The 26,329-nt window shown below is 65.7% G+C and carries 24 protein-coding genes; 9 read left to right on the top strand and 15 right to left on the bottom strand.

What is annotated here, in order from left to right; genetic code table 11:
- Nucleotides 1-37 precede the first annotated feature (37 nt).
- Both rfbG and rfbF read right to left on the bottom strand, forming a co-directional pair.
- On the bottom strand, nucleotides 38-1,105 hold the full coding sequence (gene rfbG, locus RXV95_RS02575; RefSeq protein ID WP_338467465.1) for a CDP-glucose 4,6-dehydratase: 1,068 nt from the start codon (nucleotides 1,103-1,105) through the stop codon (nucleotides 38-40).
- Nucleotides 1,090-1,875: a glucose-1-phosphate cytidylyltransferase gene (rfbF, locus tag RXV95_RS02570; protein ID WP_338467464.1), complete on the bottom strand. Its 786-nt coding sequence runs from the start codon at nucleotides 1,873-1,875 to the stop codon at nucleotides 1,090-1,092. Before rfbF ends, rfbG begins: the two co-directional genes overlap by 16 nt.
- A gap of 293 nt (nucleotides 1,876-2,168) precedes the next feature.
- Between rfbF and bioB the strand changes: the two genes are divergently transcribed.
- Genes bioB through RXV95_RS02550 form a run of 4 tightly spaced genes read left to right on the top strand, consistent with a single transcriptional unit; the run spans nucleotide 2,169 to nucleotide 6,269 of the window.
- The gene (gene bioB, locus RXV95_RS02565) at nucleotides 2,169-3,230 is read left to right on the top strand and encodes a biotin synthase BioB (RefSeq protein WP_338467463.1); all 1,062 of its coding nucleotides are present in this window, start codon (nucleotides 2,169-2,171) and stop codon (nucleotides 3,228-3,230) included.
- 2 nt (nucleotides 3,231-3,232) lie between these two features.
- Nucleotides 3,233-4,384, top strand: a complete 1,152-nt coding sequence (locus RXV95_RS02560; protein ID WP_338467462.1) for an 8-amino-7-oxononanoate synthase — start codon at nucleotides 3,233-3,235, stop codon at nucleotides 4,382-4,384.
- Nucleotides 4,381-5,016 (top strand): dethiobiotin synthase, encoded by a 636-nt coding sequence (gene bioD, locus RXV95_RS02555; protein WP_338467461.1) that lies wholly within the window; start codon nucleotides 4,381-4,383, stop codon nucleotides 5,014-5,016. The genes RXV95_RS02560 and bioD overlap by 4 nt, the downstream gene beginning before the upstream one ends.
- Nucleotides 5,013-6,269 carry an adenosylmethionine--8-amino-7-oxononanoate transaminase gene (locus RXV95_RS02550; RefSeq protein ID WP_338467460.1) on the top strand — a complete coding sequence of 419 codons (1,257 nt, stop codon included), beginning with the start codon at nucleotides 5,013-5,015 and terminating at the stop codon, nucleotides 6,267-6,269. Before bioD ends, RXV95_RS02550 begins: the two co-directional genes overlap by 4 nt.
- Nucleotides 6,270-6,282: 13 nt before the next feature.
- Here RXV95_RS02550 and RXV95_RS02545 read toward each other — a convergent pair whose 3' ends face one another.
- From RXV95_RS02545 to RXV95_RS02515, 7 genes are all read right to left on the bottom strand, one after another.
- Nucleotides 6,283-7,062, bottom strand: coding sequence for a sulfite exporter TauE/SafE family protein (locus tag RXV95_RS02545; protein WP_338467459.1), 780 nt, complete (start codon nucleotides 7,060-7,062; stop codon nucleotides 6,283-6,285).
- A 62-nt stretch (nucleotides 7,063-7,124) separates the two neighbouring features.
- Nucleotides 7,125-8,051, bottom strand: a complete 927-nt coding sequence (locus tag RXV95_RS02540) for an MBL fold metallo-hydrolase (protein WP_338467458.1) — start codon at nucleotides 8,049-8,051, stop codon at nucleotides 7,125-7,127.
- A 138-nt stretch (nucleotides 8,052-8,189) separates the two neighbouring features.
- Nucleotides 8,190-8,627 carry a thioredoxin TrxC gene (gene trxC / locus RXV95_RS02535; protein WP_338467457.1) on the bottom strand — a complete coding sequence of 146 codons (438 nt, stop codon included), beginning with the start codon at nucleotides 8,625-8,627 and terminating at the stop codon, nucleotides 8,190-8,192.
- Nucleotides 8,624-8,986 (bottom strand): metalloregulator ArsR/SmtB family transcription factor, encoded by a 363-nt coding sequence (locus RXV95_RS02530; protein ID WP_338467456.1) that lies wholly within the window; start codon nucleotides 8,984-8,986, stop codon nucleotides 8,624-8,626. Before RXV95_RS02530 ends, trxC begins: the two co-directional genes overlap by 4 nt.
- A complete protein-coding gene (locus RXV95_RS02525) occupies nucleotides 8,983-12,237 on the bottom strand; it encodes an efflux RND transporter permease subunit (RefSeq protein ID WP_338467455.1) in 3,255 nt (1,084 codons plus the stop codon). The genes RXV95_RS02530 and RXV95_RS02525 overlap by 4 nt, the downstream gene beginning before the upstream one ends.
- Nucleotides 12,234-13,259: an efflux RND transporter periplasmic adaptor subunit gene (locus tag RXV95_RS02520; protein WP_338467454.1), complete on the bottom strand. Its 1,026-nt coding sequence runs from the start codon at nucleotides 13,257-13,259 to the stop codon at nucleotides 12,234-12,236. Before RXV95_RS02520 ends, RXV95_RS02525 begins: the two co-directional genes overlap by 4 nt.
- 33 nt (nucleotides 13,260-13,292) lie before the next feature.
- Nucleotides 13,293-13,628: a rhodanese-like domain-containing protein gene (locus RXV95_RS02515; protein ID WP_338467453.1), complete on the bottom strand. Its 336-nt coding sequence runs from the start codon at nucleotides 13,626-13,628 to the stop codon at nucleotides 13,293-13,295.
- 96 nt (nucleotides 13,629-13,724) lie between these two features.
- Here RXV95_RS02515 and RXV95_RS02510 point away from each other — a divergent pair, with 96 nt between their 5' ends.
- Genes RXV95_RS02510 through RXV95_RS02500 form a run of 3 tightly spaced genes read left to right on the top strand, consistent with a single transcriptional unit; the run spans nucleotide 13,725 to nucleotide 16,534 of the window.
- Nucleotides 13,725-15,005 (top strand): FAD/NAD(P)-binding oxidoreductase, encoded by a 1,281-nt coding sequence (locus RXV95_RS02510; RefSeq protein WP_338467452.1) that lies wholly within the window; start codon nucleotides 13,725-13,727, stop codon nucleotides 15,003-15,005.
- Between the two features lie 15 nt (nucleotides 15,006-15,020).
- Entirely contained in the window at nucleotides 15,021-15,224 is a 204-nt protein-coding gene (locus RXV95_RS02505) for a DUF2892 domain-containing protein (protein ID WP_338467451.1), read from the top strand.
- Nucleotides 15,225-15,235: 11 nt separating this feature from the next.
- Nucleotides 15,236-16,534 carry a TolC family protein gene (locus RXV95_RS02500; RefSeq protein ID WP_338467450.1) on the top strand — a complete coding sequence of 433 codons (1,299 nt, stop codon included), beginning with the start codon at nucleotides 15,236-15,238 and terminating at the stop codon, nucleotides 16,532-16,534.
- A 102-nt stretch (nucleotides 16,535-16,636) separates the two neighbouring features.
- Here RXV95_RS02500 and RXV95_RS02495 read toward each other — a convergent pair whose 3' ends face one another.
- The 4 genes from RXV95_RS02495 to RXV95_RS02480 all read right to left on the bottom strand — a co-directional run bounded on the left by RXV95_RS02495 (nucleotide 16,637) and on the right by RXV95_RS02480 (nucleotide 22,191).
- On the bottom strand, nucleotides 16,637-16,786 hold the full coding sequence (locus tag RXV95_RS02495; protein ID WP_338467449.1) for a hypothetical protein: 150 nt from the start codon (nucleotides 16,784-16,786) through the stop codon (nucleotides 16,637-16,639).
- 739 nt (nucleotides 16,787-17,525) lie between these two features.
- The gene (locus tag RXV95_RS02490; protein WP_338467448.1) at nucleotides 17,526-19,415 is read right to left on the bottom strand and encodes an acetyl/propionyl/methylcrotonyl-CoA carboxylase subunit alpha; all 1,890 of its coding nucleotides are present in this window, start codon (nucleotides 19,413-19,415) and stop codon (nucleotides 17,526-17,528) included.
- Between the two features lie 5 nt (nucleotides 19,416-19,420).
- Nucleotides 19,421-21,028: a carboxyl transferase domain-containing protein gene (locus RXV95_RS02485; protein ID WP_338467447.1), complete on the bottom strand. Its 1,608-nt coding sequence runs from the start codon at nucleotides 21,026-21,028 to the stop codon at nucleotides 19,421-19,423.
- Nucleotides 21,025-22,191: an isovaleryl-CoA dehydrogenase gene (locus tag RXV95_RS02480; protein ID WP_338467446.1), complete on the bottom strand. Its 1,167-nt coding sequence runs from the start codon at nucleotides 22,189-22,191 to the stop codon at nucleotides 21,025-21,027. The genes RXV95_RS02485 and RXV95_RS02480 overlap by 4 nt, the downstream gene beginning before the upstream one ends.
- Nucleotides 22,192-22,279: 88 nt before the next feature.
- Here RXV95_RS02480 and RXV95_RS02475 point away from each other — a divergent pair, with 88 nt between their 5' ends.
- Nucleotides 22,280-23,158 (top strand): LysR family transcriptional regulator, encoded by an 879-nt coding sequence (locus tag RXV95_RS02475; protein ID WP_338467445.1) that lies wholly within the window; start codon nucleotides 22,280-22,282, stop codon nucleotides 23,156-23,158.
- Here the strand turns inward: RXV95_RS02475 and fumC are convergent.
- Both fumC and RXV95_RS02465 read right to left on the bottom strand, forming a co-directional pair.
- Nucleotides 23,155-24,540 (bottom strand): class II fumarate hydratase, encoded by a 1,386-nt coding sequence (fumC, locus tag RXV95_RS02470; RefSeq protein WP_338467444.1) that lies wholly within the window; start codon nucleotides 24,538-24,540, stop codon nucleotides 23,155-23,157. The two genes, RXV95_RS02475 and fumC, sit on opposite strands and share 4 nt — an antisense overlap.
- Before the next feature lies 1 nt (nucleotide 24,541).
- Nucleotides 24,542-25,456, bottom strand: coding sequence for a LysR family transcriptional regulator (locus tag RXV95_RS02465; RefSeq protein ID WP_338467443.1), 915 nt, complete (start codon nucleotides 25,454-25,456; stop codon nucleotides 24,542-24,544).
- 121 nt (nucleotides 25,457-25,577) lie between these two features.
- Here RXV95_RS02465 and RXV95_RS02460 point away from each other — a divergent pair, with 121 nt between their 5' ends.
- Nucleotides 25,578-26,273 carry a pirin family protein gene (locus RXV95_RS02460; protein WP_338467442.1) on the top strand — a complete coding sequence of 232 codons (696 nt, stop codon included), beginning with the start codon at nucleotides 25,578-25,580 and terminating at the stop codon, nucleotides 26,271-26,273.
- Nucleotides 26,274-26,329: the final 56 nt, after the last annotated feature.

Below are 26,329 nucleotides of genomic sequence, written 5' to 3'. Positions count from 1 at the left end.
TTATCCCAAAAACCTAAAATGCCATGACCCTCAACGTCTATCGTTCGTCAAGAAGCCTGCGATAGAATGCCAGTTGATCGCGAGTAACCTGCCTAGCGTCACCGCCATTCGCCACGTGGCGATGCCATTCGACGATCCATTCAAGCGCACGTCCAAGGCCGAGCACGGGCCGCCAGCCCAAGCCCGCGCGCGCTTTCGCGCAATCGAGCTTGAGCAAATTGGCTTCGTGGACCTGAGTTCCGGATGCACGATCCCACGCGCCGCCACCCCATGCGTCCAGCATTCGCTCAACGATCCATTCGACCGGTTGCGTATCGTCATCGGACGGACCGAAGTTCCATGCTTCGGCAAACCCGGCATCGCCCCGGGCCAGCCGCTCGGCGATAGCTATATAGCCACCGAGCGCCTCGAGCACGTGCTGCCAGGGCCGGATCGCGCGCGGAGCGCGTATAAGCGGGCGACGCTCTTCGATGAGCGCGCGGACGATATCCGGAATCAGCCGGTCGGCTGCCCAGTCGCCGCCGCCGATCACATTGCCTGCCCGCACCGATGCCAGCCCCGGCCCTTCACCGAAGAACGACCGGCGGTAGGCGGAAATCACGATTTCGGCCGCACCCTTGCTGCTGGAATAGGGATCAAAGCCACCCATCGGGTCACTTTCCCTATAGGGCCAGACCCATTCACGATTTTCATAGCACTTGTCACTGGTGATGCAGACGATCGCTTGTAAGTCGTCGGCGCGACGACATGCATCCAGCACATGTACCGTACCCTGGACGTTCGTCGCATACGTTTCGACCGGCTGTTCATAGGACAGGCGCACCAGCGGCTGGGCCGCAAGGTGGAAGACGACTTCGGGCCTTGCCTCGCGCATGGCCGCCTCGACCTGGGTAAGATCGCGTATGTCGCCTTCTAAATGCCTGACCAGTTCGCCGACCCGTGCCTGCCCGAACAGGCTAACTGGTTCGGCAGGCAATGCGAAGCCTGTCACTTCGGCACCCATTTGCGACAGCCATAGCGAAAGCCAGCTTCCCTTGAAACCGGTGTGGCCAGTCAGGAAAACGCGCCGGCCGCGCCAGAACGCTCCGTCTACCAGCACTTCCATGGTGCTCCGTCCTGCCACAACTTCTCGAGGTGCTGCTTGTCGCGCATGGTGTCCATCGGCTGCCAGAAACCATCATGGCGGAAGGCCATCAGTTCGCCGCTCTTCGCGAGCGCTTCCATTGGTTCGCGCTCCCAGATCGTGTCCGGCCCTTCCACGAGGTCGAGGACCGAGGGATGCGCCACGAAGAACCCGCCGTTGATCAGGCCCCCATCGCCCGCCGGTTTTTCGCGGAAACTGCGGACAAGATCACCTTCGAATTCTAACGCGCCAAACCGGCCGGGAGGCGCGACTGCGGTAATCGTGGCCTTCTTGCCATGCGCCTTGTGAAAGGCGATTTCGGCGGAAAGGTCGATAGCCGCCACACCGTCTCCATAGGTGAAGCAGAACAGGTCGTCGTCATCCAGATAGGGCCTGATCGCCTTGAGCCGGCCACCGGTCATCGTGCTTGCGCCGGTCTCCACCAATGTTATCCGCCAGGACTCAGTCCGGGCGTGATGCACTTCCATGCTGTTCTGCGCCAGATCGAGCGTCACGTCGGCCGTATGAAGGAAGTAGTTAGCGAAGTACTCCTTTATCATATAACCTTTATAACCAAGGCAAACGATGAAATCCGTCACTCCGTGGGCGGAGTATATCTTCATAATATGCCAGATTATCGGCTTCCCGCCGATTTCTACCATGGGTTTCGGACGGGTCGAGGTCTCTTCACCCAGCCGGGTTCCAAGGCCGCCGGCGAGAATTACTGCTTTGGTCAATGTCTTGAAATCCATCTAGCCAGGAAGCCGTCAAACCGGGGATTGGTCCAAATCGACCGTTCAGGTCAACCCTCTAGACCGCACTGCACAAAAAACCAATCGCAGGATTCGGACGAGATTCGGGATACATACGCATCCGGAATAGTGAAAAATTGCTTAGGCGCCTGTGCATTCCTTCCGGCGCACGCTTCCCGGCCCGTTGGAGCACGGTGCAACGCGGGCCGTTGCCATGAACCGTATCAATCGTCATGAGGGGCGCCAAACACGGTCGCGCACGACGCGCCACGTAAGATGGAAGGAAGCATTCAATGGCCAACCTGGCAGGGAGCGCAATGCAGGATCCGGACTTCCGGCAAGTCCGGACCGACTGGACGCGCGACGAGATTGCGGCGCTGTTCGACCTGCCCTTTACCGAGCTGGTGTTCCGCGCCGCCGAAGTCCACCGCGCCAACCACGCGGCGGGCGAAGTGCAGCTTTGCACGCTGCTTTCGATCAAGACCGGCGGCTGCCCCGAAGATTGCGGCTACTGCTCGCAGTCGGTCCATGCCGATAGCGGGGTGGAAGCGACCAAGCTGATGGACGTGCGCAGCGTGTTGCAATCAGCGGCGCAGGCGAAGGACGCGGGGTCCAAGCGGTTCTGCATGGGGGCTGCCTGGCGCAACCCCAAGGACCGCGACATGCCCGCGATCGTGGAGATCGTGAAGGGCGTGCGCGGCATGGGCATGGAAACCTGCATGACGCTGGGCATGTTGACGCCGAAGCAGGCCGACATGCTCGCCGAGGCGGGGCTCGACTATTACAACCACAATATCGACACATCGCCCGAACGCTATGAAGAGGTGATCACGACCCGCACGTTCGCCGACCGGCTGGAAACGCTCGACACCGTGCGCCGTGCGGGCATCAACGTGTGTTCGGGCGGGATCGTGGGGATGGGCGAAACGCGCGAGGATCGCGTCGGCTTCGTCCACGCGCTCGCCACGCTGGACCAGCACCCCGAAAGCGTGCCGGTCAACGCGCTGGTGCCGGTGAAGGGCACGGTGCTGGGCGACATGCTGGCCGATACGCCGATGGCAAAGATCGACGATATAGAGTTCGTGCGCACCGTCGCTGTCGCGCGGATCACCATGCCACGTTCGATGGTGCGCCTCTCCGCCGGGCGCGAGAGCATGAGCGAGGCGACGCAGGCGCTGTGCTTCATGGCGGGCGCGAACTCGATCTTCACCGGCGACAAGCTGCTCACCGCCGCCAACGCGGGCGACGATGCGGACGCGGCGATGTTCGCGCGTCTCGGCCTGAAGCCGATGGAGAGCGAAGAGCCGCTGCGCGCGGAGAAGAAGGCCGCCTGCGCCGGGGCCTGCGCCGCCTGAAGATGGACGACACGCGCACTACCGCCGGGCAGCACCGCTGGCGCGCGCAGCTTGCCGACATGGCGGCGCTGGCAGATCGCGCGCGGCTGCGATCATTGAAGCCGCGGCAGGGCGTGGACTTCGCCAGCAACGACTATCTGGGGCTGGCGGGCAGCCCGCGCCTTGCCCGCGCGGTGGAAGAGGCGATCGCGCGCGGGGTGCCGCTGGGTTCGGGCGGATCGCGGCTGCTGCGCGGCAACGATCCCGAACATGAAGCGCTCGAGTCGGATGCCGCCGCGTTCTTCGGCGCGGAATCGGCGCTGTTCCTGTCCACCGGATACGCCGCCAACGCCGCGCTGCTTGCCACGCTGCCGCAGACCGGCGACCTGGTGGTGTATGACGAGCTGGTCCATGCCAGCGTCCACGAAGGGCTGCGTCTGACGCGCGCGACATCGGTCGCCGCGCCGCACAACGATGCGCAGGGCTTTGACGACGCGGTGCGCGAATGGCGCGCGCGCGGCAGCACGGGACGGGTGTGGATCGCCTTCGAAAGCCTCTATTCGATGGATGGCGACACGGCGCCGGTCGACGCGCTCGTATCGGTGGCCGAACGCCACGATGCGACGATGCTGATAGACGAAGCGCACGCGACCGGCGTGTTCGGCCCCGACGGGCGCGGGATTGCCGCGCACCTTGACGGGCGCGAGGACACGATAACGCTGCGCACCTGCGGCAAGGCGCTGGGCTGTGAAGGCGCGCTGCTGCTGGGTCCGCGCGCGATGCGCGACTTCCTGGTGAACCGGGGCCGCGCGTTCATCTTCTCCACCGCTCCCTCCCCGCTGATCGCCGCCGCCGTGCGCGAGGCGCTGCGCGTGCTGGCGGACGAGCCCGAGCGGCGCGATGCGCTGTTCGCGCTGGTGGCGAGGGCAGAACGTGCACTCTCGCCGTTCGGGGCCACGCCCACCGGCTCGCAGATCCTGCCCCTCATCCTGGGCGAGGACGCGCGCACGATGAGCGTCGCGGGCGCCTTGCAACGCGCGGGCTTCGACGTGCGCGGCATACGCCCGCCCACCGTGCCGCAAGGCACCAGCCGCCTGCGCATTCCCGTTACGCTGAACGTTGACGAAGCGCAGATCGACGGGTTGGCCACGGCGATGGCGGAAGCCCTGCGATGACGCGGCTGGTGGTCACCGGAACCGATACCGGCATCGGCAAGACGGTGTTCGCCGCCGCACTGGCGGGTGCGCTGCGCGCGCATTACTGGAAGCCGGTGCAGGCGGGTTTGGATGCCAATGATCCATATGGCGGCGCCGACCGCGACCATGTGCTGCGCCTGTCCGGCCTTCCCGATGACCGCGTCCTGCCCGACGCGTGGCGGCTCAACACGCCCTGTTCGCCGCACCGCGCGGCGGAGCTGGACGGGGTGGAGATCGACGTGGACGCCCTCACCCTTCCCGACGCCGATCCGCTGGTGATCGAAGGCGCGGGCGGCGCGCTGGTGCCGGTAACGCGGCAGGTCACCTATGCCGACGTGTTCGCGCGCTGGGGCGTCCCGGCGGTGATCGTCGCGCGGACAGAGCTGGGCACGATCAACCATTCGCTGTTGACGGTGGAAGCGCTGCGTTCGCGCGGCGTGCCGATCAAGGGCATCGCCTTCGTCGGCGAAGCAGCGGAAGACAGCGAAAGCACGATCTGCCAGATGGCGGGCGTGCAGCGGCTGGGCCGCCTGCCGGTGCTTGCCCCGCTCGACGCCGCAACGCTGGCCGCCGCCTTTGCCGAAAACTTCGACGCGGGCGACTTCGCATGAGCGGATCGCCGGTCTGGCACCCGTTCACCCAGCACGGGCTGAAGGCGCCTGTACCGCTGGTCACCCATGCGCGCGACGCGCTGCTCTATACCGCCGAGGGTGAGGAGATCGTCGATGCGGTATCAAGCTGGTGGGTGACGACCCACGGCCATTGCCATCCGCGCATCATGGACGCGGTGCGCGAACAGGCGGGCAAGCTGGACCAGCTGATCTTCGCGGGCTGGACGCACGAACCGGCGGAAGAAGTGGCGCGCGGACTGGTGGAGATGGTGCCCGACGCGCTTACCCGCGTATTCTTTTCGGACAGCGGCTCCACTGCGGTGGAAGTCGCGCTGAAGATGGCGCTGGGACACTGGGCGCATACCGGCCGCCCGCGCCACCGGCTGCTGGTTCTGGAACACAGCTATCACGGCGATACCATCGGCGCGATGTCGGTGGGGGAGCGCGGCGTGTTCAACGCGCCCTATGCCCCGCTGCTGTTCGACGTGGGCACGATCCCCTTCCCGCAAGGCGACGGCGCGAACACCATAGACGCGCTTGAGCGCGAGTGCGCGGGCGGCGCGGCGGCCTTCATCGTCGAGCCGCTGGTGCTGGGCGCGGGAGGGATGCTGACCTATCCGCCGCACGTGTTGAAGGCGATGCGCGAGGTTTGCGCGCGGCACGACGTGCTGTTCATCGCCGACGAGGTGATGACCGGTTGGGGCCGCACCGGAACGCTGCTGGCCTGCGAACAGGCGGGCGTGGTGCCCGACATCCTGTGCCTCGCCAAGGGCATAACCGGCGGATCGATGCCGCTGGCGGTCACGCTGGCGAGCGAGCCGATCTTCCAGGCGCATTATTCCACATCGCGCGAGACGATGTTTTACCATTCGTCCAGCTATACCGCGAACCCGCTCGCCTGCGCGGCGGCGGCGGCGAACCTTGCCATCTGGCGAGAGGAGCCGGTGCTGGAACGGATCGCCGCGCTGGGCGAAAAGCAGCAGGCGCACCTTAATGCGGCGGCGGCGGCGCATCCCAACCTGATCAACACGCGCCGCTGCGGAACGATTACCGCCATCGATATAGAGGACGCGGACGGCGGATACCTTTCCACCCTTTCCCCGCGCCTGATGGGATATTTTCGCGAACGCGGCGTGCTGCTGCGCCCGCTGGGCAACACGGTTTACGTGATGCCGCCCTATTCCATCACCGATGCGCAACTGGACAAGGTGTGGACCGCGATCGGCGAAGCCGCGCTGTCTGTGAATAGATAGCGGCTCGTCCCCCTCACACCATCGCGCCGAAGCTCTTCCACAGCATGTAGAAGGCGACCACCAGCACCAGGCCGGCGAAGATCGGGGTCAGCTGGCCCTTGCCCGCCAGCCGGCCGGCCGCGCGCGTGCCGATGAACGATCCGGCCACGCCGCCAAGGATGAAGATACCCGCCAGCAGCCAGTCGACCAAGCCCGACGCGGCATAGTTGAGCGCGGTAGTCAGGCCAAAGGCGGTTACCGCGACAAGGCTGGTGCCCACCGCGTTGATCATCGGCATCCCGGTAGAGGCGAGCAGGCCCGGCACGATCAGGAAGCCGCCGCCAATGCCGAAAAAGCCGGAAAACACGCCGGTGCCGAAGCCATATCCGGCAACCTTGGGCGCGTATTCGCGCTTGCACTCGTCAAAATCGCCGCCCGTTTCCTTGCGCCGGCGCAGCATCAGAACGGCCACCACGATCATCAGCAGCGCGAACAGGAACAGCAGCTTCTGCCCGTCGAAATGCTTGCCCAGCGTAGAGCCGCCGAGGGCACCGATTATCCCGGCGCCCGCATACATCAGCCCGCAGCGCCACTTCACGTTGCCCGCGCGGAAATGGTTGACGAGGCCGACCGCGGCATTGGCCGCCACCGCCAGCGCGCTGGTGCCAATCGCGATGTGCGGGCTTTTCACGCCCACGAGATAGACCAGCAGCGGTACGGCAAGGATTGACCCCCCACCGCCCACCAGCCCCAGCGTGAAACCCACAAGCCCGCCCGAAAGCGCGCCCAGCACATAGTGCGTCATGTCGAGCATCGGGATCGGGCCTTTTCGTCTTCAGGTTTGCGGTTGGCGCGGCGGCCGTTTGCGGACGGCGATCAGACCGCGTCGATGGGGATTTTCAGGTACCGGGTGCCGTTGGCTTCGGGATCGGGCAGGTGGCCCGCGCGCATATTGACCTGGATCGAAGGCAGGATCAGGCGCGGCATGCCCAGCGTCTTGTCGCGTTCGGTGCGCATGGTCACGAACTCGTCCTCGCCCACACCTTCGTGGACGTGGACGTTCTGCGCGCGCTCCGCCCCGACGGTCGTTTCATGGACGAATTCGTCGCGGCCGGGCGCCTTGTAGTCGTGGCACAGGAACAGGCGCGCCTTTTCGGGAAGCGAAAGCAGCCGGCGGATCGAACGGAACAGCTGGCGCGCATCGCCGCCCGGAAAATCGGCCCGCGCGGTGCCATAGTCGGGCATGAAGATCGTATCGCCGGCAAAAACGGCGTCCCCCACCACATAGGCAAGGTCCGCCGGCGTGTGGCCGGGCACGTGCAGCACACGCGCCTCTATGCCGCCCACCATGAAGGTATCGCCATCCCTGAACAGGCAATCGAACTGCGATCCGTCGCGTTCGAAGGCGGTGCCTTCGTTGAACAGCTTGCCGAACACGTCCTGCACGCGCACGATTTCCGCGCCGATGGCGATCTTGCCGCCAAGCTGCCCCTGCAGCCACGGCGCGGCGGACAGGTGATCGGCATGGGCGTGCGTTTCCAGCAGCCAGTCGACCGTCAGTCCGTTGTCCTCGACATAGTCGACGATCTTCTGCGCCGAATCAAACGCGGTGCGGCCGGCGGCCGGATCGTAATCGAGCACCGAATCGACCACCGCGGCGCGCATCGTCGCCGGATCGTGGACAACATAGCTGGCGGTGAAGGTCGCTTCGTCGAAAAATCCCTTCACAACCGGACGGGGACGCTCGCCCGCGACGGTCTGGTCGACCAGACGGACGGCATTTTCGAGGGCGGTATCGGACATGATCTGCTCCATAAGGAAAGTCTTATATAAGCTAATCACTATATAAGTGAAGTCAAGGGAAAATGGCCCTTGCTCCCATGACTCGGCAGCGCGATTACCGTTCCGGACCTTTCCGGTTCGGCTGCGCCCGCAGATGATTCACCGGCCCAGCGCCGCGCGCGCCCAGCCGACAATCTGCTGCTGGCCCATCGCACCCGGCTGCCGCGCGATCTCACGCCCGCCGCGAAACAGGATAAGGGTGGGAATCGACCGGATACCGTATCGCCCGGCAATCGCGGTCTGCGCTTCGGTATCGACCTTGGCCAGTCGCACTTGCGGCTCAAGATCGCGCGCGGCGGCGGCGAAGGCGGGCGCCATCATCTTGCACGGCCCGCACCAACTGGCCCAGAAATCGACCAGGACGGGCAGCGATCCCCGGCCCACCAGCTTGTCGAACAGTGCGGCATTTGCGTCCACCGGAGCACCGGAAAACAGCGCGGCATGGCACTTGCCGCACTTGGGGTTCTCGCCCAGCCGCTCTGCCGGCACGCGATTGGGCGCACCGCAAGCCGGGCAGATAACGATCTCACCGCTCATGCCGCCTGCTCCTTTTCGCCATCGGGGTCCGGCCGGTCGTCCTGCCCGGTCTGGCTGACCTGGCAGACATCGCACAGCGCCCCGAAAATGGTGCGCACCCGGTCGTCCGTGATCGAATATATGCGCATCTGCTTGTCCGCGCGCACCGTAACCACGCCCGAATCGCGCAGGGTGGCCAGGTGCTGCGAGACGAGCGACTGGCTTATGCCCGTCACGTCGACCAGTTCGCCCACCGATGCCTCGCCGTCCGAAAGGCGGCACAGCATCAACAGACGGTCGCGGTTCGCCATCGCCTTCAGTTTGACCGCCATGTCGTCCGCATTGGCGCGCATGTCTTCTATCGCGCTCGTGTCGTTCATGACGTCTCCTCCTTGGAACCGGGGATCGCATCGAGCGGCACGCCGTCGTCGCGCAGGACGACATAGATCGCCGGTATCACCAGCACGGTCAGCAGCGTGGATGATGCCAGGCCGAACAGCAGCGAGATGGCGAGCCCCTGGAAAATCGGATCGGTCAGGATCACCGCCGCGCCGATCATCGCCGCCGCCGCCGTCAGCACGATCGGCTTGAAGCGGATCATGCCCGCTTCCAGCAGCGTTTCCCGCGGGGACTTGTCCTCGCTCTTCGCGTGCCGGATGAAATCGACCAGCAGGATCGAATTTCGCACGATGATGCCCGCCAGTGCGATGAACCCGATCATCGATGTGGCGGTGAACGGCGCGCCGAACAGCATGTGGCCCAGCACGATGCCCACCAGCGTCAGCGGGATCGGAGTCAGGATCACCAGCGGCAGGCGGAAATCGCCGAACTGGCCCACGACGAGCACATAGATACCCAGCAGGGCGACCATGAAGGCCGCGCCCATGTCGCGGAAGGTGACCCAGGTGATTTCCCATTCGCCGTCCCACAGCACGGTCGGGCGCGCTTCGTCGGTCGGCTGGCCGTGCAGGCTGATATCGGGCTTCGGCAGGCCCAGCTTCGCCCAGTCGGTCTGGTCGATCTTCCTGTCGACAGCCAGCAGCCCGTAGATCGGCGCCTCGTACCGTCCGGCCAGTTCCGCCGTCACCATCGCCACGCCGCGCCCGTCGCGGCGGAAGATGTTGTATTCGCCCGTTCCCTGCTTCGCATCGACCACCTGGCCCAGCTGCACCAGCTGAGGCCCGGACGGACCCTTGGCCACGGCCACCGGGGTTGCGGAAAGTTCGCGCGCCCATGACCGCTGCGACTGGTCCAGCCCGATAGTGATCGGCAGCGGGTCACGCTCGTCGTCGCGCTGGACATAGCCGACCGTCTGCGTGCCCAGCAGCGCGCCGATGCTGTCATAGACCTGGCGTTCGCTCAGCCCGTAATGGTCAAGCTTGTCGCGATCCGCGGTCAGCTTCAGTTCGGGACGCGGCACGCCGAAGCTGTTGTCTACATCGACGATATAGGGCACCGACTTGAAGATCTTTTCGACTTCCTGCGCCACCGCGCGGCGGGTCGTCTCGTTGGGGCCATAAACTTCGGCCAGCAGCGTTGCGAGGACCGGCGGCCCCGGGGGCGTTTCGACCACCTTGATCGATCCGTCGCGCGGCAGCTTTATGCCCTTCAGCCTGTCGCGCAGGTCCACCGCGATGGCGTGGCTCGACCGCGAACGGTCGCCCTTGGGCAGAAGGTTGACCATCAGGTCGCCCATCCACGGCTCGCTGCGCAGGAAATAGTGGCGCACCAGCCCGTTGAAGTTGAACGGCGCGGATGTGCCCGCATAGGCTTCGAGCGACGTCACTTCGGGCACCTGCCGCGCGGCGGCGGCGGCCTGTTCCAGCACGCGCGAGGTATCTTCCAGGCTGGTGCCTTCGGGCATGTCGACCACCAGTTGCACTTCGCTCTTGTTGTCGAAGGGCAGCAGCTTCACGGTCACGGCCTTGAAGTAGAACATCGAACACGCGGCCAGCGTGGCCACGCCCACCGCGATCAGGAAAATCCGCGCGCTGCGCTTCGTGGCGATCACGCGGCTGGCGACTTTCGCATAGAGCAGGCCCAGCTTGCCGCCGTGCGCGCCTTCGTGCTCGTGGCCGGAAACCGTCGCGTTGCGGGCAAAGCGGATCATCAGCCACGGCGCGATGATCACCGCGACGAAGAAGCTGAACAGCATCGCCGCGCTGGCGTTGACCGGGATCGGCGCCATGTACGGCCCCATCAGGCCGGACACGAACAGCATCGGCAGCAGCGCCGCGATCACCGTCAGCGTGGCGATGATGGTGGGGTTGCCCACTTCGGCCACGGCATCGACCGTGGCGGCGGCGCGGCTTCGCCCGTCCTTCATCGCCCAGTGCCGGGCGATGTTCTCGATCATCACGATCGCATCGTCGACAAGGATGCCGATGGAAAAGATCAGCGCGAACAGGCTGACGCGGTTGATGGTAAAGCCCATGATCCGCGCGGCGAACATCGTCAGCAGGATCGTGGTGGGGATGACGATGGCGGTCACGCCCGCCTCGCGCCAGCCGATCGCGAAGCCGATCAGGATAACGATGGAAACCGTCGCCAGCGCAAGGTGGAACAGCAGCTCGTTCGCCTTCTCGTTCGCGGTTTCGCCATAGTTGCGCGTGACGTTGACCGCCACGGTGTTGGGGATCAGCGTCCCTTCGAGCTGGTGGACCTTGTGGACGATCGATTCCGAAACCGTAACCGCGTTCGATCCGGTACGCTTGGCCACCGCGACGCTGACGGCGGGCGCCATCGCCCACTTGCCGTCCTGCTTCGACCAGCGCCACGAACGCTTCTGGTCCTGCGTGGGCGCCTGCGTGACCTTGGCGACATCGCGCATATAGACCGGCGCGCCGGTAATCGACCGCACGACCAGCGATCCCACTTCGTCCGCGGAAGACAGCGTCTTGCCGACGATGACCGACGTCGCCTCGCCATTGTCGCGGATGCGGCCGGCGGGGAAGGCGCGGTTGGCCTGGCTCGCCGCCTCGACCAGGCTGGACAGCGGCACCTGGTATTGCGCCAGCTTCGCCGGCTCGGGCGAGATGCGCACGGCTTCCTTCTGGCCGCCGGTGATGAAGGTAAGGCCGACGTTGTCGACCTTGGCGATTTCCGTGCGAAGCCGCGTTGCCAGCTCGTAAAGCTGCTGGTCGCTCCACTGCCCCGCCGCGCCGGGCTTGGGGCTGAGCGTCAGCACCACGATCGGCACGTCGTTGATGCCGCGCACCGTCACCATCGGCGGCGGGATGCCCACGGGAATCCGGTCGATGTTGCCTTGCAGCTTCTCGTTCACGCGGGTGATCGAATCTTCCGCGTCCGATCCCACCTGGAACCGCGCGGTCACCATCACGCCGTCGTCTGACGCCTGGGTATAGACGTGCTCCACGCCGTTGATCGATTTCACGATCGTCTCAAGCGGCTTGGCCACCAGTTCCACCGCCTGTCCCGCGGTAAGGCCGGGCGTCGCCACCTGGATATCGACCATCGGCACGCTGATCTGCGGTTCTTCCTCGCGCGCGATGGTCAGCGTGGCGATGATGCCCACCATGATCGCCGCCAGAAGCAGCAGCGGCGTAAGCGGCGAATGCAGCGTGGCGCGCGTCAGGCGCCCGGAAATGCCCAGGCGGGAATCCGCGCTCACTGCGCGCCCTCCGCCACCAGCACGTCTCCGGCGGCAACGCCGGACAGGATCTCGACCGCGTTTTCCGATCCCGCCGGGGCGGTCTGCACGGGCACGGTGGACAGCGCGCCGTCCTTGCCGCGCAGCGACACGTAATCGATGCCATAGCGGGTGGTGACGTATGTCTTCGGAACGATCACCGCGCTGTGCGTGCCGGCTTCCACCCGCGCTTCCACGCGGCGGCCGATAAAGCGTCCGTCAAGGCCGGGCACGTCCACATCGGCGCGCACCTGCCCGCCCGCGACGGCGGGATAGACCTTGCGCACGGTTCCGGTCTTCTGCTGCCCGTCGGGCATCGTCACCTGCACGCGCGATCCGGCGTGGACCGTGTCGGTCAGCGATTCGGGAAGGTCCAGCTTCAACAGGACCGGGCCGGACGTGACCGTGGCGATCACCATGCCCGGCGCCACCGGCGAACCGGCGGGGACATCGGCGTGGAGCACGCGGCCCGATGCGGGCGCGACAACCGCGCCCTGCCCCGCCACCGCGTTGACGGCGGAACGCTGCGCCTGCGCGGCGCGAACCTGCGCCTGCGCGGCCGAGGCGGCGGCCTGCGCCTGTTCCAGCCGCGCCTTCGAATAGACGCCGTTTTCGGTAAGGAATTTCGTGCGGGCAAGCTCTGCCTGCGCCTGCGCGGCCTGCGCCTGCGCGGCGGCGGCCTGCGCGCCATAGGCGCCGGCCTGATAACCGAGCTGCGAATCGACGATGCGGCCGATCACCTGCCCCTTCTTCACCATGTCGCCATCGTGCACCGAAAGGCTGGTCAGGATGCCGGGGATGCGCGCCATCGCCTGCGCCTGGTCCACCGTGGAAACCTCTGCGCTCACCGCCTGCCAGCGCGGCGCCTGCACCTCTTTCACGGTAAAGCCCGGCGCGGACGATTTCTTCGCGGGCGCGGCCGCTTCATTATCGCTTCCGCACGCGGCCAGCGCCGGGACCATCGCGATACCCAGCGCCAGCGCGGCAAGACGTGTCGCCTTCATCTTCCGGCCCCCCTTCATCTGCAGGCCCCTTCTTCAGCGTTCGACCGGCAATCCGGCGCGCGCCCACGCGCCCATGCCGCCGGCAAGGTGCGTATCCACGCCGACACCGGCCTTCGCGCACTGCCCCAGAGCCATGGCCGAGCGGCGCCCCGCCGCGCAAGTCAGCACGATGGTCCGGCCGTTCGAATCGGGCAGCGCGTCGGCGCCGAATCGGGACAGCGGCATGTTGACGGCCCCCTTGATGCGGCCCGCCGCGAACTCGCCCGGTTCGCGCACGTCGATCACCATCGCTTCGTTACGATTGAGCATTTCCGCCAGTTCCTGCGGGCCAAGCTCCTTGATCGCCTTGTTTCTGCCGAATCCGAACATCGCGTGCTCCCTATGGAAATCGCATCAAAATCTCGCTTGCGTATATCGTGTGTTCCTTATATTAGTCAATCCGCAAGTTGCATGGGAGATCCGGTCATGGCCGAAGCAAATGTCATCGTTCTGGGGGCGGGCCTTGGAGGCACCATCGCCGCTTACGAAATCAACGAGGCCCTGAAGGGAAAGGGCAGCGTTACCGTGGTGAACAACACCGAGGACTACTGGTTCGTTCCGTCGAACCCGTGGGTCGCCGTGGGCTGGCGCGAGCCGGACGCGATTCGCGTGCATTTGCCGCCGGTTATGCGCAAGCACGGGATCAATTTCACCGCGGCAGGTGCGAAAAAGGTCCATCCTGAAAAGAACGCGGTGGAACTGAACGACGGTAAACTTCTCAATTACGATTATCTTGTAATTGCGACCGGGCCGGACCTTGCCTTCGACGAGATCGAGGGCTTCGGCCCCGAAGCCTTTACCGAGTCGGTCTGCCAGACGAATCACGCCAAGAAGGCGCACGAAGTGTTCGAGGACCTGTGCGTGAACCCGCGCCCCATCGTGGTCGGCGCGGTTCAGGGCGCATCGTGCTATGGCCCCGCCTATGAAATGGCGATGATCCTCGACACCGAGCTGAAGCGCCGGAAAATCCGCGACAAGGTGCCGATGACCTTCATCACCCCCGAACCCTATATCGGGCACCTGGGGCTGGACGGCGTGGGCGATACCAAAGGCCTGCTCGAAAGCGAGATGCGCGACCGCCACATCAAGTGGATCACCAACGCCAAGGTGACCAGCGTCGAGGAAGGCATGTGCCATGTCGAGGAAGTGAACGACGACGGCAGCACCAAAAAGACGCACGACCTGCCCTTCGGCTGGGCGATGATGCTGCCCGCCTTCCGCGGCGTGGACGCGGTGATGGGCGTGGAAGGGCTGGTGAACCCGCGCGGCTTCGTCATCACCGACAAGCACCAGCGCAATCCGAAATACCCGAACGTGTTCGGCCTGGGCGTGTGCATCGCCATTCCGCCTGTCGGCCCCACGCCGCTGCCGGTGGGCGTGCCCAAGACCGGATTCATGATCGAATCGATGGTGACGGCAATCGCGCAGAACCTGAAAGAGATCGTGAACGGGCAGGAACCGACCCACGAAGCGACGTGGAACGCGATCTGCCTGGCCGACTTCGGCGATGGCGGCGTCGCCTTCGTGGCCAAGCCGCAGATCCCGCCGCGCAACACCAACTGGGCAAGCGAGGGCAAGTGGGTCCATCTGGCCAAGATCGGTTTCGAAAAGTATTTCCTGCGCAAGGTGCGCAAGGGCGAAAGCGAACCGTTCTATGAAAAGCTGGGCCTGCACGTGCTCGGCATCAAGAAGCTCAACTTCAAGTAAGGGGACACAGGCAAGATGAACCTCGACCGTGCCGTGATGGCCTTTGCCGGTATCGTCGTGCTCGCCAGCGCGATCCTTTCCGTAACCGTAAGCCCCTGGTTCATCGCGTTGACGATCTTCGCGGGGCTCAACATGCTGCAGGCCAGTTTCACCGGCATCTGCCCGGCGGCGATGGTCTTCCGCGCGTTCGGCGTGCGGTCGGGCTGCGCCTTCCGCTGAAGGGCAAGCCGATGCGCCTGTTTCCTGCCGCGACGTTGGCCACGGTCGCGCTCGCCACGCTGGCAACGCCCGCCGCCGCGCAGTCTCTGGACGAAACGATGGCCGCGGCGATCGGCCATTCGCCAGAGCTTGCCGCCGCCCGCGCGCGCGAACGCGCGGCGCAGGGCCGGGTGAACGGTGCGCGCGCCGAACACATGCCCAGCCTGACCGCGCAGGGCGAGGTCGGCGTCGGACGGCTCGATCCCAAGGGATACTTCGGCCTTACCGCCGATGACGTTACGCCGCGCGCGGCATCGGCCACCGTGGAACTGCCGCTGCTTACCTTCGGGCGGATCGGGTCGGGTCTGAACCAGGCAAAGGCCGGTCGCGAAGCGGCAAGGCTGGGCGTGCGCGCGGCGCTTCTGAAGCTGCGGATAGACGTGGTTTCCGCCTATTCGGACGCGCTGAAGGCGGACGAACAGCTCGCCAGCTATGGCAAGCTGGCCCAGACGCTGGACGAGCAGGTGCGCCATGCGAAACTGCGCTTCAAGGTAGGGGGCGGCACCAGCGTGGAAGTGGCGCAGGCCGAAGCCCGCGCCGCCGAAGCGCAGGCGGGCCTTGCCATGGCGCGCGGCGCGAAGGCGGGCGCGGTCACGCGGCTGCGCGCGCTGACCGGCAAGGACATCACGCCGGTGGACGAATTCCCCGGCCTCCCCGTGGTGCCGATCAGCGCGGACCAGGCCAGCGAACAGGCGTTGCGCGCCAACCCGCAGCTCCAGCAGGCCGAAGCGATGGTGAAGGCCGCGAAGGCCGGGGTTTCCGGCGCGCGGGCCGAACGCTTCCCGACCGTCGGCGCCTATGCCGAGGCATCGACGGTGCGCGACAAGTTCTTCCCCGGTTACAAGGCAGACGAAGCCAGCGTGGGCCTGCGTGCGCGCTGGACGCTGTTCGACGGCGGGCGCACCTCCGCCAGGGTGACGACCGCCGAAGCGCAACTGGACGAAGCGCAGGCCAATGCCGACGCCGCGCGCTATGCGGTGGAACAGCAGGCAGTGCAGGGCTTTTCGGGGCTGGAGACGGCGCGCGCGATGCTGAAAGCCGCACAGGCCCGCGTGCGCGCAACCGAAGAGGCGCTGCGCGGAACGCGGCTGGAAGTGCAGACCGGCGCAAAGCCGCAACTGGCCCTGCTCGACGCCGAACGCGAAGCCATCGCCGCACGCACCGCGCGGATCGAAGCGCAGGGCCAGGTGCTGACCGCCGCCTATACCCTGCGCGCGATCACCGGCGCGGAGGACCAGGCGGCGTGGTCAAATGCCAATCTGAACGATTGACCGCTAGCGGCAAGCGTGGCGGGTGCGCCGAATGGCGGCAAAGTCGGGGGGGGTAGCCGCTTCGCTCCCTTCGCCCGTCATCCCAGCGGAAGCTGGGATCGCTCACGGCAAGGCGAGATGTTCGAAAAGGTCGCTCCACTCTGGATTGGCATTTTCGATCAATTCGATTTTCCATGCCCGCTTCCACGCTTTCATTGCTTTCTCTCTGGCAATGACACCCTGAATTTCGGGATGCGGTTCGGCATAGACCAATCGGTCAAGGCCTTAGTGGCGGCAGAACGCGGAGCCGTTACCCGTGCGATGTTGCATGACACGAGCGGACAAATTGGAAGTAACCCCGATATTCAGAACGCCATCGCGCTTGTTTGCCATGATAGAGCCAGCCGCCCACAGCAGCTGGCTAGGCGGCGCGGAGCCGACAGCGATCCCAGCTTTCGCTGGGATGACGGGTGCGGGAGGAGAAACGTCCGCAAAGGGGGCGTTTCTGACGGGCAGCTTTCAGGGGGAAATTGCGCTTAGCTGCCATGTCGGCTTTCCGGGCGCTCGGGCGACGCGCTAAATGGTGGAATGTCGGGGGGAGCGGACGTTACCGGCGTCGTCTCAATATCTGACAGGCCCGACCTACAAGGTTGCCGAGAGAGCTGACCCAGAGCAGCAGCACTCCGGCAATGAACACTGTCCCAGCTGCCATTTCCAAGCCAAAGCGCGGTAGCACCGAGGCGACTAGTGCGATGAGGATCCCTATCCCCATTATCGTTAGGCTGAACAATGTCGCTCGGGAGGGTGGCTTCCATCTCACCCCAATAGGGTGACGCACGAAGCTGATTTGGACAAGTGGAAGTCCGCGATGTCGGCCTGTCCGGAACGGCCGCTTCCGGAGCGCAAAGCTCGGATAGCGGACAATTCGAACGCCAGCGGGTTGTCCACGCGGACCAGAAGCGTGCACCGTCCATCCTTCGACAGGCTCAGGACGGACGGGGAGTGACTGGCGCTATTCCGCAGGCTCGATCCGCGCGAGCAGCGCCTCTACCTGCACTTGCGCGCCGGGAGTGGCGGAAAGCTCTGCCACCGTGCCGTCGAACGGGGCGGTCAGCGTGTGCTCCATCTTCATCGCTTCCAGCGTGAGCAGCTTCTGCCCCTTGGCGACGGTATCGCCCTCTGTCACTTCGACCGCGATGATCTTGCCCGGCATGGGGGAGAGGATCGCGCCGGAACCGGCCGCGGCGGCCCCCGCATCGAATCGCGGCGGTGTGAACAGGAAGGGCTGCGCATCGCGCCATACCAGCACGCCGCCATCTGCCGGGGCGGCGAAGCCGGTTGCGTTGACGCATTGCTCCAGCATCATCACCCGCCGTTCGCTCCCTTGCTGAATGGTCATGCGGATTGCCGCCGGTGCGTTAAGGCGGAAGCCGAAGTCCTTCGCCCAGGGACCGGCGAGGGGCGCCTCGCCCGCGTCGAACGTCGGGCTGAACAGACGCATGGCGGCAAGCTGCCACTCGTTCTCTCCCGCCGGCGGGGCCTGCGTCAGCGTGTCGCCACGATCGCCGATCAGCCCGGTATGCACCGCGCCGGACCGGAAATCCGCATCGCCCAGGCAAGCAAGAAGGAAAGCGGCGTTGGTCTTCACCGGCCAGATGCGCAGGCCGGCCAACCCGTCCGCCAGGGCCAACATCGCATCGTCACGGTCCTTGCCGCGCGAAACCAGCTTGGCGACCATCGGATCGTAGAACGGGGAAACCGCATCGCCCTGTTCCACGCCGGTTTCGATTCGCAGGGCATCGTCCGGAAATTCAAGCAGGTCCAGACGCCCCGTGCTCGGCAGGAACCCGGTCGCCGGGTCTTCGGCATAGAGCCGCGCTTCCATTGCCCAGCCGTCGATGCTCAGTTCTTCCTGGCTTTTCGGCAGCGGTTCGCCGCTGGCCACGCGCAATTGCCATTCGACCAGGTCGACGCCCGTGATCTCTTCGGTCACGGGATGTTCGACCTGAAGCCGCGTGTTCATTTCCATGAACCACACGCGATCGGCGCGCAGCCCTTCGGAGCCGTCGGCGATGAACTCGATCGTGCCCGCGCCTTCGTAATCGACCGCTTGCGCCGCGCGCACCGCGGCCGAACACACCGCTTCGCGCGTGGCTTCGTCCATGCCCGGCGCGGGGGCTTCCTCGATCACCTTCTGGTGGCGGCGCTGGAGCGAGCAATCGCGCTCGAACAGGTGAACCGCGTTGCCGTGAGAGTCCCCGAACACCTGCACTTCGATGTGGCGGGGTGAGAGGATGTACTTCTCGATCAGCACCACGTCGTTGCCAAAACTGGCGCTGGCCTCTCGCTGGCACGAGGCCAGCGCGTCGGCAAAGTCTTCGGCGGCGTCGACCTTGCGCATCCCCTTGCCGCCGCCGCCAGCCACCGCCTTTATCAGCACCGGATAGCCGATGGCGTCGGCTTCGGCCTTCAGGCGCTGGGGGCTCTGGTCATCGCCAAGATAGCCGGGCGTGGTGGGCACGCCCGCGTCCTGCATCAGTTTCTTGGCCGCATCCTTCAGCCCCATCGCGCGGATGCTGCCAGGCTTCGGCCCGACCCAGACCAGCCCCGCGTCCAGCACCGCCTGCGCGAAATCGGCGTTCTCCGAGAGGAAGCCATAGCCTGGATGGATCGCTTCTGCCCCGCTCGCCCTGGCTGCAGCGATGATCTTTTCACCGACCAGATAGGATTCGCGCGCGGGCGAAGGCCCGATGTGCACCGCTTCGTCAGCCTGCCGCACATGCAGCGCACTGGCATCGGCATCCGAATAGACCGCAACGGTGCGGATGCCGAGCTTGCGCGCGGTGCGGATGACCCGGCAGGCGATCTCGCCACGATTGGCAATGAGCAAAGATTCGATCATGCGCGTCACATCCTGAACACCCCGAAGCGGGGCGCCTCCGCTATCGGGGCTTCGAGCGTCGCGGCCAGCGCGAGGCCCAGCACATCGCGCGTCTGTGCGGGGTCGATCACGCCATCGTCCCACAGGCGCGCCGTCGCATGGAGGGGATTGCCCTCGTCCTCGTACTTCGCGCGGATCGGCGCCTTGAAGGCTTCGGCCTCTTCCGGGGTCCACGTGTCGGCATCGCGGTGGACCGTTGCCAGCACGCTTGCCGCCTGTTCGCCGCCCATCACCGAAATGCGGCTGTTGGGCCAGGTGAACAGAAAGCGCGGGGAATAGGCGCGGCCGCACATGCCATAGTTGCCCGCGCCAAAGCTGCCGCCGATCAGCACGGTGATCTTGGGAACGCTGGCCGTTGCCACCGCCGTCACCAGCTTGGCGCCGTGCTTGGCGATGCCTTCGGCTTCATACTTGCCGCCGACCATGAAGCCGCTGATGTTCTGGAGGAACAGCAGCGGAATGCGCCGCTGGCAGGCAAGTTCGATGAAATGCGCGCCCTTTTGCGCGCTTTCGGAAAACAGCACGCCGTTGTTGGCAAGGATCGCCACCGGCATCCCCCAGATATGCGCGAAACCGCAGACCAGCGTGTTGCCGTAGAGCGCCTTGAACTCGTGGAACTCGCTGCCGTCCACCAGCCGCGCGATAACTTCGTGCACGTCATAGGGCGCGCGCACGTCATCGGGCACGATGGCGTAAAGGTCGTCCGCCGGGTATTTCGGTTCGCGCGGTTCGCGCAGCGTCATGTCCTGCGCCGCCCCGGTGTTCGCGCCAAGGTGGCTGACGATATCGCGCACGATGGTCAGCGCGTGCTCGTCGTTCTCGGCCAGATGGTCGGTCACGCCCGATTTGTGGCTGTGGAGGTATCCGCCGCCCAGGTCTTCCGCGCTGATAACTTCGCCCGTCGCGGCCTTCACCAGCGGCGGACCGGCAAGGAAGATCGTGCCCTGTTCCTTCACGATCACCGTCTCGTCGCTCATCGCGGGAACATAGGCGCCGCCGGCGGTGCAGCTTCCCATCACGCAGGCGATCTGCGGAATGCCCAGCGCGCTCATGTTCGCCTGGTTGAAGAAGATGCGGCCAAAGTGTTCGCGGTCAGGAAAAACCTCGCTCTGGTGCGGCAGGTTCGCGCCGCCGCTGTCCACCAGATAGATGCACGGCAGGCGGTTTTCCTGCGCGATTTCCTGCGCGCGCAAGTGCTTCTTCACGGTCAGCGGATAATAGGTGCCGCCCTTCACCGTGGCATCGTTCGCCACGATCATGCACTGGCGTCCCGAAACGCGGCCTATCGCCGTGATAAGCCCAGCGCCGGGAATATCCTCTCCATAGACCTCGTGCGCCGCAAGCTGGCCCAGTTCGAGCAGCGGCGAGCCGGGATCGAGCAGCCGCTCCACCCGCTCCCTCGGCAGCAGCTTGCCGCGACTGGTGTGGCGTTCGCGGCTCTTCTCGCTTCCGCCCAGCGCCGCTTCGCCGACCCGCGCGCGCAGGTCATCGGCCAGTGCCCGGTTATGCGCGAACCGCGCCTGCGCCTCGGGGCTTTCGCGGTCGAGCGCGGTCGAGAGGACCGGGGCGCTCACCCGCGCGCCCCGATCAGTTCGCGCCCGATCAGCATCCGCCTGATCTCGTTCGTCCCCGCGCCGATATCCAGCAGCTTGGCATCGCGCAGATAGCGTTCCACCGGCCAGTCTTTCGTATAGCCCGCACCGCCCAGCGCCTGCACCGCTTCGGCCGCAACGCGGAAGGCGTTCTCGCTTGCCAGCAGGATCGCGCCCGCCGCGTCAAAGCGCGTGGTCTGCCCTTCGTCGCAAGCCCGCGCGACGGCATACGTGTAAGCGCGCGCCGATTGCAGCGCGACATACATATCCGCCACCTTGGCCTGCATAAGCTGGAAGGTGCCGATGGGCTTGCCGAACTGCCTGCGTTCCCGAAGATAGGGGATCACCGTATCGAGACACGCCTGCATCACGCCCAGTTGCAGCCCGGCCAGCACCACGCGTTCGTAATCCAGCCCGCTCATCAACACGCCCACGCCGCCGTGGAGCGGACCCATCACGTTGTCTTCGGGAACGTGGCAGTCATCGAACACCAACTCGCAAGTGGGCGAGCCGCGCATCCCCATCTTGTCGATCTTCTGGCCGATGGAAAAGCCCGCCATGTCCTTTTCGATCAGGAACGCGGTGATCCCGCGCGATCCGGCTTCGGGCGCGGTCTTGGCATAGACCACCAGCGTATCGGCATACGTGCCGTTGGTGATCCAGAATTTCGTGCCGTTCAGCACCCAGCCGCCCTGCACCGCTTCGGCCTTCAGCTTCATCGAAACCACATCAGACCCGGCGCCCGCCTCGCTCATCGCCAGAGAGCCGACGTGTTCGCCGCTGATCAGCCCGGGCAGGTATTTCGCCTTCTGCTCGTCCGATCCCCAGCGGCGGATCTGGTTGACGCAGAGGTTGGAATGCGCGCCATAGGACAGCCCGATGGATGCCGATGCGCGGGACACTTCCTCCACCGCGATCACATGGTCCAGATAGCCAAGCCCCAGCCCGCCCCATTCTTCCTCCACGGTGATGCCGTGCAGGCCCAGTTCGCCCATCGCGGGCCACAGGTCGCGCGGGAACCAGTCTTCCGCGTCGATCTTCGCGGCGAGCGGCGCGATCTTCTCGTCAGCGAAACGGGCGGCGGCATCGCGGATCATCCGCGCGCTTTCGGGCAGCGCGAAATCGAAATCGGGGGTGGCGCGCATGGTGTCTCCTCTCTCGGACGCGGAACGTATCAGAGCCGTTGCCGGACGGGAACTTGGCAGCGCGCGATACTCAGTATAGTTTTCATCTATGATTGATCGCGGGCTTCTTCGATACTTCCTGGCGGTGGTGGATAGCGGCAGCTTCTCTCGCGCCGCCGCGCAAGTGCGGGTTTCGCAGCCCACCGTATCGGCCGCGATCACCCGGCTGGAAAGCCTGCTGGGCGCGCCGCTGTTCGACCGTTCCAGCCGCCGCGTCGCCCTCACCCCCGCGGGCGCGCGACTGGTGGCTCCCGCGCGGCGGATTGAGGCGGAATTTGCCGAAGCAGAGCGCGCCGCCGCCGATGTGGCCCCGCGCCGCCTGCTGCGACTTGGCGTGGCATCCACCGTGCCGCTGGGCCTGCTGGAAGCGGTGATCGCTCCGCTTGCCGGGCATGAGAGCGACAGCGTGGAAGTGGTGGAGCGCAGGCCCGGCGAACTGGCCGCCCTGCTGGAACGCGGGCGGGTGGACGTGGTGCTGGGCCCACTGGCGCCGGGCGTGGCGCGCACGGTGGAGCTTTTCAAGGAACCCTACCTGCTCGCGCTGCCCGGCGCGCACCGGCTTGCCGGGCTGGCGGTTGTCGAGCCGGACGATTGCGAGGGCGAAACGATGATGGTCCGCCGCAATTGCGAAGCGCTGCCGCTGGTCAGCCAGTTCTTCACCGCGCGCGGGGTGCGCCCGTTCATGGCCGCGCGCAGCCCGTCTGACGAACGCATCGCCGCGCTGGTGCGCGCCGGGCTGGGGCTGACGGTGATGCCGCAAAGCCTTGGCGGGGAAGGCATCGCGCTGAAACCGCTCTCCGGGTTCGATCACACGCGCCGCGTGGGCTTTACGCTGGAGCCGGGCGAACACGGGCGGCTGGACCGCAGCGAAGGCTTTGCCCGGATGGTCGATGCGGCGAAAGGCTGGGCAGGGCGGGCTGCGGGCTAGACCATATCTTCAGGCCGCACGATCCGGTCGAACGTGGCACCATCCACCAGCCCCAGTTCCAACGCCGCTTCGCGCAGCGTTCCGCCTATTTCGTGCGCGTGCTTGGCGATTTTCGCGGCGTTGTCGTATCCGATTTCCGGCGCCAGCGCGGTGACGAGCATCAGCGAACGCTCCACGTTTTCGGCAATGCGCGCGCGGTTGGGTTCGATCCCGTCAACGCAGCGCGTGGCGAAGCTCTCCATCCCCACCGACAGCAGGTGGACAGAGCGCAGCACCGCCGCGCCGATCAGCGGTTTGAACACGTTCAGTTCAAACTGCCCCTGCATCCCGCCCACCGTTACCGCCTGATGGTTGCCGATCACCTGGGCGGCCACCATCGTCAGCATCTCGCACTGGGTGGGGTTGACCTTGCCCGGCATGATCGAACTGCCCGGCTCGTTCGCGGGAAGATCAAGCTCGCCAAGGCCGGAGCGCGGGCCGCTGCCCAGCAGGCGGATATCGTTGGCGATCTTCGTCAGGCTGACCGCCAGCGTGTTGAGCCGGCCTGAAAACTCCACCAGCGTATCGTGCGTGGCCAGCGCCTCGAACTTGTTGGGCGCGGTTTCGAAGGGAAGCCCGGTGATCGCTGCGATTTCGGCGGCGATATCATCGGCAAACCCTTCGGGCGCGTTCAGCCCGGTGCCCACCGCCGTTCCGCCTTGCGCCAGCTTCATCAACCCATGTTCGATCAGCGGCAAGGTGCGCGTGCGCGACAGGCGGACTTGCGCGTAATAGCCGGAAAACTCCTGCCCCAGCGTAACCGGCGTTGCATCCTGCAAATGGGTGCGGCCGATCTTCACGATCCCGCCCCACGCCTTTACTTTCGCCAGCAGCGAAGCCTCCAGCCGCTCCATCGCAGGCACCAGATCGCGCGTGGCCACCAGCGCCGCCGCGATGTGCATTGCGGTGGGAAAGCTGTCGTTGGAGGACTGGCCCTTGTTCACATGATCGTTGGGATGAACGGGCGACTTGCCGCCGCGCTGGCCGGTCAGCATTTCGTTCGCCCGGCCCGCGATCACTTCGTTGACGTTCATGTTGGACTGCGTGCCGCTGCCGGTCTGCCAGATCACCAGCGGGAACTGATCGTCCAGCTTGCCGTCGATCACTTCCTGCGCTGCCGCCTCGATCGCGTCGGCGATTTCACCTGGCAAACCATGCTTGCGATTCACTCTGGCGGCGGCCTGCTTCACGATGGCGAGCGCGTGGACGATTCCGATGGGCATCCGCTCTGTCGGGCCGAAGGGAAAGTTTTCCAGGCTGCGTTCGGTCTGCGCGCCCCAATAGGCGTCGGCAGGCACCTCTATCGGCCCGATGGAATCGGTCTCTGTGCGGGTATCGGTCATCTCAGTGCTCCTTGGTGCCTTTACCCGCGGGCGCGGTGAATCGTTCCATCAACCATTGCGCGGCAGGCCCCGGCGGAGCATCGGGCCGGTAGATCGCCGTGAAGGTATACGGCCCAGCCGTATCGTCGGGCAGCGCCAGCCGCACCAGCGCGCCCGCCTCCAGATCGGGCTCTATCATCGGCAAGGGCATGTTGCCCCAGCCGATCCCCTCACGCAGCAGGGCGTGCTTCGCGCCAAGATCGGCAAGGCGCCAGGTATGCGGGCTCGACACCGCGAAATCGCGGCCTTCGGTCAGCGGTGAGCGGTCGGTCAGCACAAGCTGGATATGTTCGCGCGCATCGCCGGGTTCCAGCCGGGCCTTGCGCGCAAGCGGGTGATCGGGCGCGGCGACGGGCACCAGCGGCACCGACCCTGCCGGAAGCCGTTCCAGCCCTTCTATATCCGCCGCCGCCGGACCCGCGATGCCCAGCCCCGCGCGCCCGTCCAGCACCAGTTGCGCCACGGCCCCCAGCGGTTCGACCCACAGGCGCAGCGGCACGGTAGAAAATTCCGTGCTGAAATCGCGCAGGATGCAGCCAAGAATCTCGGCGGGAAGCATGACATCCACCGCCAGCCCCACTTCAGGCTCCAGCCCTTCGAGCAGGCCCTTTACCCGCGCCCGCAAGGCATCCACCCCTTGCGCGACGCCGCGCGCCTCGGCCAGCACCGCTTCGCCTTCGGCGGTCAGCCTGGGGCGCCGGGTTCCTTCGCGTTCGAACAGGGTCAGGCCCAGCTGCGCTTCAAGGTTGGCGATGCCATAGCTTATCACCGAAACCGCGCGGTTCAGCTTGCGCCCGGCCGCCGCGAAGCTGCCCGTTTCGACAACGGCAAGGAAGATCCCGATCTGGTCGAGCGTGGGCGTCCCGGGTGACGGCATTTCAACTTTTCCGAAAGATTGGCGCAAGATTATACCGCTGATCACGAAAGGCAAGCGCGCCTATATCGTCCCCGTGAAAGGCGGCCCGCGTTTGGCGGCAACCGCAACGGGAGACACTCTCATGATCGAACTGCGCCCCTTTTCGAAGCTTGGCGGCGAAAACCACGGCTGGCTTGATGCAAAGCACCACTTCTCCTTCGCCGGATATCATGATCCGGACCGGATGCACTGGGGCAACCTGCGCGTGTGGAACGACGATACGATCCAGCCCGGCACCGGCTTTCCCACGCACCCGCACCGCGACATGGAGATCATCACCTATGTCCGCACCGGCGCGATCACCCATCGCGACAGCCTGGGCAACGAAGGCCGCACCGAAGCGGGCGACGTGCAGGTGATGAGCGCGGGCACCGGCATCCGCCATTCCGAATGGAATGCGGAAGACGTGGCCACAACGCTGTTCCAGATCTGGATCATCCCCACGCGCAGCGGCGAAGCGCCGGGCTGGGGCGCCCGCCCCTTCCCCAGGGATGACCGCGCCGGAAAGTTCGTGGTTCTCGCCAGCGGGCAGGAAGGCGACGATGCCCTGCCGATCCGCACCGATGCGCGCGTGCTTGGCGCGACGATCCGCAAGGGCGAGACGATCGAATATCCGCTCGGCGAACGGCGCAAGGCTTACCTGGTCCCCGCGACCGGGGCGGTCGAGATCGACGGAACGCGCGTGAACGCACGCGACGGCGCGGCGATTTCGGATGTCGAAGCCCTGCGCGTAACGGCGCTGGAGGACAGCGAAGTGGTTATGGTCGATACCGTGTGACCACGCGCACAGCGCGCCCGGCAGATCAGGGTTAACCCTGTTTTCGCCGGTTAACG

Origin of the sequence: Novosphingobium sp. ZN18A2 (assembly GCF_036784765.1) — a bacterium.
Taxonomy (GTDB): domain Bacteria; phylum Pseudomonadota; class Alphaproteobacteria; order Sphingomonadales; family Sphingomonadaceae; genus Novosphingobium.
Note: the sequence above shows the minus strand (reverse complement) of the source record. Positions and strands in the feature narration are given on the sequence as shown.